At 58.7% G+C, this 9236-nt stretch carries 3 protein-coding genes; all 3 read left to right on the top strand.

The features are described 5' to 3' along the window. The first annotated feature begins 12 nt into the window (after positions 1-12). Genes pglX through brxL form a run of 3 tightly spaced genes read left to right on the top strand, consistent with a single transcriptional unit; the run spans position 13 to position 8252 of the window. Positions 13-3555, top strand: coding sequence for a BREX-1 system adenine-specific DNA-methyltransferase PglX (gene pglX, locus ACFV4R_RS19765; RefSeq protein WP_377204248.1), 3543 nt, complete (start codon positions 13-15; stop codon positions 3553-3555). Between the two features lie 2 nt (positions 3556-3557). Next, positions 3558-6059, top strand: a complete 2502-nt coding sequence (gene pglZ / locus ACFV4R_RS19770; protein WP_377204249.1) for a BREX-1 system phosphatase PglZ type A — start codon at positions 3558-3560, stop codon at positions 6057-6059. Between the two features lie 9 nt (positions 6060-6068). Then, positions 6069-8252: a BREX system Lon protease-like protein BrxL gene (gene brxL, locus ACFV4R_RS19775; protein WP_377204250.1), complete on the top strand. Its 2184-nt coding sequence runs from the start codon at positions 6069-6071 to the stop codon at positions 8250-8252. Positions 8253-9236: the final 984 nt, after the last annotated feature.

Raw genomic sequence — 9236 nt, forward strand, 5'->3', positions numbered from 1 at the left:
AGAGAAACACCTATGGATACCAAGCCACTGGAGCGCTTCGCGGCCCAGGCCCGCCGCGATCTGCTCGCCGCCGTTGAAGCCCAGGCCTCTGCCGTCCTTGCAGTCGGCTCGGTGGCACGCAGCGAGCGCGGCGAGACGGTGAAGCGGCTCGAAGCCGAGATCGCTAAGCATGGGCTGAAACATGTCATCGACAAAGTTGCCTACACCTGGTTTAACCGACTCATTGCCCTGCGCTATATGGACGTCCACGGCTACACCACCGCCGGAGTCGTCTCACCTGCACAAGGCCACGAGCACGGCCAACCTGAAATCCTCGCCGATGCCAAGGGTGGTCACTTGGACACCGACATAGTGACCAGCGCCCGCACTCAAGAAGCGATCACAGGGCTGCTCGACGGCACGCGCCGCAGCACGGACGCCGAGGGGGAAGCGTACGCACTGCTCCTGACCGAGTACTGCCGCCGCTGGAACAAGGCCATGTCGTTCATGTTCGACCGGGAGGGTGACTACACCGAGCTCCTCGTGCCAGCCGGGCTCCTCGCAGATGGTGGAATGCTGTGCCGTGCTCGTGCGGTGCTCACCAAGGATGTCTGTGAAGACGTTGAGGTCATCGGCTGGCTTTACCAGTTCTACATCTCCGAGCGTAAAGACGAGGTTTTCGCCGGGTTCAAGCAGAACAAGAAGGCCGGAGCGGACGAGATCCCTGCAGCCACTCAGCTTTTTACGCCGCACTGGATCGTGCGCTATCTGGTCGAAAATTCACTGGGCCGCCTGTGGATGCTCAACCGGCCCGCTTCGCGGCTCTTCGAAAAGATGGACTATTATATAGCCCCGGTCGACGAGGAGACCGATTTCCTGAAGGTCAGCGGGGCTGAAGAACTGACCGTAATGGACCCGGCCTGCGGCTCGGGCCACATGCTAACCTACGCATTCGACCTGCTCTATGCGATTTATGAGGAGGAGGGCTACGCGCCGGCGGAGATCCCGAGCCTGATCCTCACCCATAACCTCCAGGGCACGGAGATTGATCCTCGTGCGGGGGCACTCGCAGCCTTCGCGCTCACGATGAAGGCGCGAGCGAAGGATCGCCGTCTCTTCAAGAAGGACGTTGAGCCCAGGATTTGCGTGATCGAGCCAATCTCGTTCAGCCCGGATGAGCTGGACTTCCTCAATACCAAAGCTGGGGACCACCATACCGACAAAGTGTTCTGGAACCAGTTCCGTCGCGCCGACATACTCGGAGCTCTGATCAAGCCGCAGGCGGAAGCTACTAAACGCGCAGGCGACGCACTGGAGATGCTGAAGAACCATGAAGAAATGCTGTACGCCGGCGCGTTGGACCGGGCGCGCAGGGTTATCTGTCAGGCAGAGGTTCTGAGCCGAAAGTACGCCGTGGTTACCGCGAACCCGCCGTACATGGGGGTGGGAGCCGCAAATCCGATTCTCGCAGAGTATCTTGCTAATTCGTATACCGTTGGGAAGTCGTCGCTTGATGCGGCATTTATCCTACGGGGTCTCGAGTTCGTTGTTCCTAATGGGTTCTGCGCGATGATTACAATGCAAGCTTGGATGTTCAAGACGACTTATCTTGGTTTGCGTGAACTTATCTTGCAGAGAGGCATTGCCACACTGGCGCTCCTAGGCTCTCATGCTTTTGAGAATCAATCCGGGCAGGTGGTTTCGACCAGTGCCTTTGTGATCGGTACAATGACGAAATCCGATCGCGGGGTCTATTTGGCTTTGTCGGATCGCCCCTCCAGCGAGTTGAAACGCGTTTCTGCCCTCCAAGCTATCGCCGGCCAAGATGAGAGTATTATTTATGAATCTGCCGTGGAGGACTTTTATAAAATTCCGGGAACACCCGTTAGCTTCTGGGTTGACCCTCGGCAGCGAGCCCTTTATGAGAGTGGTCACGTACTTGCGAAATACGGATCTGCTAAAAAGGGTATGGATACGGGGAACCATGACCGCTTCTTGAGGAGGTGGTCCGAGGTTTCTCGTTCCCGGATTTCTGACCATACAAATGTTGCAGACAAACAGGGTCATCCAACTCGGACGTGGGTTCCGTACAACAAAGGCGGGGCTGCCCGGCGCTGGTATGGAAATCGCGAATTCGTTGTGAACTGGGGGAATGCCGGGGCTGAAATAAAGTCGCAAAAGACCGCTCCTCAAGGCCGTTCCTCGATTCGAAACGAATCATTCTATTTTAAAGCCGGCTTTACATACAACGAAGCTGGCTTTGGTGAATTTGCTGCAAGATTTACACCCGACGATAGTGTTTTCGACAGTGTGGGGGCGACCGTCTTCGCTGCAGAATATTTGGACCAGATTGGTGCCTTTCTGAACACGCGCGTGGCTGCACTCTTCTTTGATTTCCTCTGCAACGGAAACCATTACCAGCCCGGCGCTGTCGAGCGTTTGCTCGTCCTTCCTGAGATTCTTGAATCGTCAATATCTGCAGCGGCCTGCGTTGATGTAGTCAAGGCCGATTGGGATGCTTATGAACAGTCGATTGAATTTTCTGCAAACCCGTTGATCACCAAAGGGAGGTCCGCGATTGAAGTCGCGCTTAATGATGTTTTCGAGACCTCCACGGCTGATGCAACGCTACTAGCGGCCATGGAGACAGCTAACAACGAGGTTGCAATTGATCTCTATGGACTACAGGACCTGGTTTCGTCGAAGGTAACTCCTGAGCAAGTTACTCTAACTAACAACCCCTTCCGTGAACTCGACGGACAACCGTTCATAAGCGCTGCGATTGCAGACCTTGTCTCGTACGCGGTCGGCTGCATGTTCGGTCGCTACAGCCTTGATGAGCCGGGACTGATCATCGCTGATCATGGTGTGACGCTACAGGACTATCTCGCGAAGGTGCCCTCGCCGAACTTCATGCCGGACGCCGACAACGTCATCCCATTCGTTGACGATGGATGGTTCGAAGACGACATCGTCGAGCGATTCCGGCAGTTCCTGCGGGCCGCGTTCGGCGCGGAGCATTTCGAGGAGAATCTCCGCTTTGTGGAGGAGTCGCTGGGCGTCAAGACGATCAGGGATTACTTCATTGCTAAGTCGAATCTTTCCGGGAAAACCGTTGCGAAGTCCCGGTTCTATGAGGACCACGTGCAGCGCTACAAGAAGCGCCCCATTTACTGGATGTTTTCCAGCCCAAAAGGCTCGTTCAACGCGCTCATCTACATGCACCGCTACACGCCGTCGACGGTATCGACAGTGTTGAATGAGTACCTCCGGGAGTACCGCGCTAAGCTGGAAATCGCACTCCAGCGAGCCGAGGAAGCCGCGGCCGGCGGCGTATCGACGAAAGAACAGAAGGAATCCGACCGCTTGCGGAAGGTTCTCGCCGAACTGCGAGACTATGAACACGATGTTCTTTACCCTCTGGATATCCAGAAGATGGACATCGATCTCGACGATGGTGTGCTGGTCAATTACCTGCGGTTCGGCCCCGCTCTCAGGGATTTTGGTCTGGAGAAAGACCGCGCGAAGGTTGAGAGTTGGACCTGGCCCAAGAACCGCATGGAGCCTAGCAAGTGAGTATGTCAACCTCGATCCAAGATCACCTCCGCACGCGGTTCGCCGATCACCGCATCGTGGTATGGCACGACCCCGATGGAACCTACGAAGCTGACCTCCAGACTTACGTGCCGGTCGGTGTCACGGTGCTGCAGATTGCGAACAACGAGTTCGCAATCAAACATCGCGTCCTTCGCGAGGATGCGACGACGCAATTCCTGCTGTACCGTTCGGGGCCAGCGGCCGAAGGGACCGGGAACTGGCTGCTCGACGTCGAATTGGCCTACGGGGTGCCGTTCACCGCTGACCGTAGTGCGCTCCTGCGCGCAGAACTTGGGTTGGACGACCCCGACGTGGATGCCCTCATCGCTGAGCACGCTTCGTTCTTCTTGGACCCCAAGCTCGTCGAAAGACTGAAAGAACTCATCGCTCCTGGCGATGATCCCGTGATGGTCCGGGCAAAAATGTCCGCTGTCGGAATCGGACAGAAGGAACATAGCCTTTCTGAGCTGACCCGTACGCTCCTGGTCCAGCAGGCGAAGGGAAACTCGCCGGGATATGACACCTTGTCCAAACACGGGCTCACCGGGTTTCATTGGGCTGGCGTGAACCACATCTACGGCTACAGCTCTCAAGCGCCGACGGTAGCGGGCTTCATCCTGTGGATTTTCCAGCAGGCCCGTGACGGTTTCGACGTGGTCTCCTCAAACACAGCGCGCAATCTGGCTATCGACTTCCGCAGCTTCCGCGACTCCAAGCGCAGCGCGAGCGCGATCAAGGCTTTGGCCCGCAAAGCAGAGGAAGATCTGGGGTACCAAGAGCACGTCGCCGAGATCGAGTGGACCTCGCTCAAGGACGCGGACATCTTCGAGGCGGACGAACGGGAGGTTATCCATCGTCTGGTCGAAGGCGTCGTCAATCAGACGATGCCACACCGTGAGACGCTCGAGACGATTACCGCCCGCCGTCGAGACAGCTTCTGGTTCGAGGACTACGCCATCGTCTACGAAGCGCTAGCCGCTGCCGCCGAACTTCTCCCAATGATCCGCGCAGCACGCTTGGAATTCAACAGCTTTGATGAAGGCCTGACTCGGTATCGGGACGAGTTGTTCCGGGCCGACCAGCTTTACCGTCAGTTCACGCATGCTTATCAGACGGCGGAATTCAAACAGCCGCTGGACGACGTGGCCGAGCGGGTCGAAGCCGCCTACGTTACCAACTTCCTTGCGCCGCTCGGCATGAGTTGGCAGCAGCAGGTCGACTCGGTGGATCGGTGGGGTACCCACGCTCGTGAAGTGACAGCACAGTCGTCCTTCTATAGGAATTACATAGCGAAGCTCACCAAGAGTGGGACTAAGAAGGCCGTTGTGGTGATCTCCGATGCGATGCGGTACGAGGTTGCCAAGGAACTGGAATCGAAGATCCTCGGCCTGGACAAGTTCGATGGGAAGACCGATGCCATGCTCGGTGTGCTGCCCAGCTATACCCAGCTGGGCATGGCAGCGCTCTTGCCGCACAAGACGCTGGCCCACTCGCCGGACGGCGACCCGGTCCTGGTTGACGGCATGAAATCCGATGGTTCGGCAAACCGTAACTCAATTCTGCGCTCCGTCGGAGGGGCCGCGATCCAGGCCAAAGATTTTGTCGAGATGAAGCCCGTCGAACGGCGCGAGCTGTACTCGTCGCATCAAGTTCTCTACGTTTACCACGACACGATCGACGCCACGGGCGACAATGCGAAGTCCGAGCACCGTACCTTCGCCGCTGTTTCCGAGGCGCTGGATCAATTGGTGGACATCGTCAGGAAGCTCGCCAGTGCGAACGCAACGAACATTTTTGTCACCGCTGACCATGGCTTCCTGTATCAGCGCTCCAAGCTCGCACCGCAGTTCAACCTGACGGTCAAGCCCGAGGGCGATCAGATCGTAGCCGAGAAGCGACGGTACGCCCTGGGCCGTGGCCTCAAAGAGCATGCTGCTTTCCGGACTTTCCACCCCGGGCAGCTCGGGCTATCTGGGGACCTTGAAGTGCAGATCCCGAACTCGATCCATCGGATCGTCAAACCGGGCGCGGGTTTCCAGTTCGTCCATGGGGGCGCCTCCCTCCAGGAGATCGTAGTGCCTGTTGTCGTGATCAAGAAGGGACGCTTCACGACGGTCGAGCCGGTCAATGTCGACATCCATCCGGAGTCGGACAAGGTCACCACCGGCCAGATCGTCGTCAAGCTGTACCAGTCGGTGCAGGTCGAGCCACAGCGCACTGCGCGGCGGCTGCGTGCCGGTCTCTACTTCGGTGAGCAGCTGATCTCCGACGAACAGGAGATGGTGTTCGACTCCGAGAGCCCCGAGGGAAGGGACCGGTTCCAGAGTGTCCGGCTCCTGCTGAGCAAGGACGCGGACGCGGCGAACAACCAGGGCGTCGAGTTCCGTCTCCTCGAACCCATCGAGGGCACGGACCAGTGGAAGAAGTACAAGAGCGTTCCGTACACGATCAAGCGTTCCTTCACGACGGATTTCGACTTCTAAGGAGCAATGATGAGCGAGAGCATCGACCTGTCTCAGCCGGTACCCGCCAACGAGATTCTTGACGCCGAAACGCCGGAAGCGGGAAAGCCGAGCGCGCTGGACCGCAAGATCAATGAACACTTCGCCGGCGCCGTCGTCCGCAAGGACCTGGTCAAGGCCGTCAAAGGCAACGCAATCGTGCCCTCTTATGTCCTGGAGTACCTGCTCGGGCAGTACGCGGCGTCGGATGACGAGGCCACCATCCAAGCGGGCATCGACAGGGTGCGCTCCATCCTGGCCCAGCACTATGTGCACCGTAACGAGTCCGAGCTGGTCAAGTCCCGCATCCGTGAGAAGGGCCGCTTCCGGGTCATCGACAAGGTCAGCGTCACCCTTAACGAGAGGGACGACGTGTACCAGGCGTCGTTTGCGAACCTCGGCATCGGCGGGGTACTCGTCGACTCGGGCACTGTGACCGGGAACCAAAAACTGCTCGTCGGCGGTGTTTGGTGCCTGTGCGACATCGAATACTCCCACAGCGACGACTCCCGCATTGTCCCGTGGGTTCTCGGAAGCCTCAAACCGATCCAGATGTCGAACTTCGACTACGACGGATACCTTGAGGCCCGTGCGAAGTTCACGACGGATGAGTGGATCGATCTGCTCATCCAGTCCATCGGATTTAACCCCGAGATGCTTGGGCGCCGGGCCAAGCTGCTCCACCTCGTCCGCCTCATCCCATTTGTCGAGCGCAACTACAACCTGGTCGAACTCGGCCCCAAGGGCACTGGAAAGTCGCATATCTACTCGGAATTCTCACCGCACGGCATGCTGATCTCCGGCGGAGAAGTTACGGTGCCGAAACTGTTCGTCAACAACTCCAATAGTCGGATCGGGCTTGTCGGTTATTGGGACGTCGTTGCCTTCGACGAATTCGCGGGAAAGAAAAAGCGCACCGACAAGGCGCTCGTCGACATTATGAAGAACTACATGGCAAACAAGTCGTTTTCCCGTGGTGTTGAGACTCTTGGGGCGGAAGCCTCGATGGTGTTCGTTGGCAACACCTCCCACACCGTGCCGTACATGCTCAAGCACTCTGACCTGTTCGACGAACTGCCGGAGAGCTACCACGATCCCGCCTACTTGGACCGGCTGCACTATTACATCCCCGGGTGGGAAATCGACACAATCCGTAGCGAGATGTTCTCCGCCGGGTACGGATTCGTCGTCGATTACATCGCCGAAGTGCTCAAGTCCATGCGGAACCTCGACTACTCGGATCGGTACCAGCAGCATTTCACTCTCGGTTCGGAAATATCCACCCGTGACCGGGACGGTATCCACAAGACCTTCTCCGGGCTCATGAAGCTGCTTTATCCCCACGAGCAGGCGACCACCGGGGAGATCGAGGAGATCCTGCGCTTCGCGGTCGAGGGCCGCAAGCGCGTCAAAGACCAGATCCTGCGCATTGATGCCACCATGCCCGAGGTGAAGTTCGGCTATCAGTCGGTCGGGGGTGGGTGGGTGGGCGTTAGGACGCTGGAAGAAGACCAGTACCCGGCTTATTATCACCGCGGGCGCTCCGCCCCGTCGGCCGACGATTCAGAGGCGGTTCCGGAGAACTTCTACGGCGCGGGGCCCGATGCCGCGTCAGGGCATGAGGCGCCGGTCCTGGTAGAGCTCTTTCAAGGGCACCGTGACTTCGCGGAGAACCAGCAGGGAATCTCGTACGAGTCGCTGCTCCTGCCCTATATGGCCGGTGCGAGCGAGATTGAGCTGCACGACCCGTATATTCGGCTGGGCCACCAGGGGCGCAACCTCGTCGAACTGCTTGCCATGATCGCGGCTGCGAAGGACCCAGCAGAGGAGATCAACTTCAAGCTATTCACAGTGCTTGACGGCGACCCGGAACACCAGACGAAGCAGCTGCAAATGCTGAGTGCCATCGTTCAGGGCGCAGCCCAGCAGGGCATCAAGATTGACGTCGCCAAGGACCCTGGTGCCCATGACCGCTGGATCCGTACAGACACCGGCTGGCGCATCAACCTCGGACGCGGCCTCGATATCTTCCAGAAGTCCGACGGCGGCTGGTTCGACTTCGGTACGAGCCGCCAGGAATTCCGCCAGGTTCGCGCCTTCGGTGTGACATATATACGCGAGGCCGCCGGTGACGGATTTGGCGAGATGGTGGGACACTCGCCGACTGCGGAGTGAGTTCGGCCTACGTTGGAGCCGTGTACGCGACCATGTGTGCCTAGGCACGCACACGTTGAAAGATTGGTGCGGGCGTTCGTCGTGCCGGCCCGGCTGCCAAACGCAAGTGCGCAATCCGAGCCTCGATGAGTCTGCCAGTACGTATACGAGATCTCGTGTCGAGCCATGAGTTTTTATGGCGTGTCCACTCGTGGCTGGCTTCGCCGACGCCGTCCTTTGCGCGCCGGGGAACACCCGGTGAATGCTCATCCGTTCCAGCGCCGCCTCGCCAGCGGCCCGGCAAAACTCTGCGAAAAGCTGTGCAGACCGCCGGCCGGTCCAGGCAGTCAACCTCCATGCCCTCGGACTCGGCAAGTTCCTGCATGGTGTTGATGCCCGGCGTGGTCGCGGACAGCTTCTCGAACCCGTGAAAGTCGTGGGCAAAGGCACCAACGGTGGAGCAGATGTTCACGCCGGGCCGGATCACCGCGCCAAGGGGGCGATGGCGTGCATCTGCTCGAACGCCTCGCCGGTGGGTGAAGCGTTGGCGCCTCCGGCTGCGCGCCGAGGGTCAGATTGCCGCTACAGGTCTCGACACGCTCAACCGCCGATACCCGCTCGCCCCGGCGCACGCCCGAAACGACAGATACCGTACATTCCCACAAACCACTAGGCCTCTCCGCGACTCGACTTCTTCACAATCTGCGGCGCCCATGTCTGTCGACAGCCGACGGGTGAGGAGTCGTATTGGCAGAGATGAAACGACCACGAAAGTCACGGGGAGCCCCTCCAAAGAACGCTGCACGGGCTCACTATGATCAGCTGATGAAACAGGGAATAGCTAATTCCGAAGCATGCCGAATCGTCGGAATCAGCCGTAGTTCCGGCACCCGATGGTGGCGTGGTCACACTGTTGACGCCAACCGAAAATAGGGCCAAAAACGCCAACTGAAAATGAGGCCACTGACCATTATGGAAGGTGATCACATTGGATGTTTGGGCGCA

It is taken from the genome of Pseudarthrobacter sp. NPDC059871, assembly GCF_042731175.1.
GTDB lineage: Bacteria > Actinomycetota > Actinomycetes > Actinomycetales > Micrococcaceae > Arthrobacter.

What these genes read in the sequence shown, in the direction of transcription:
- pglZ (WP_377204249.1), top strand. Translation starts at nt 3,558, where the DNA reads ATGTCAACCTCGATCCAAGATCACCTCCGCACGCGGTTCGCCGATCAC.
- brxL (WP_377204250.1), top strand. Translation starts at nt 6,069, where the DNA reads ATGAGCGAGAGCATCGACCTGTCTCAGCCGGTACCCGCCAACGAGATT.
- pglX (WP_377204248.1), top strand. Translation starts at nt 13, where the DNA reads ATGGATACCAAGCCACTGGAGCGCTTCGCGGCCCAGGCCCGCCGCGAT.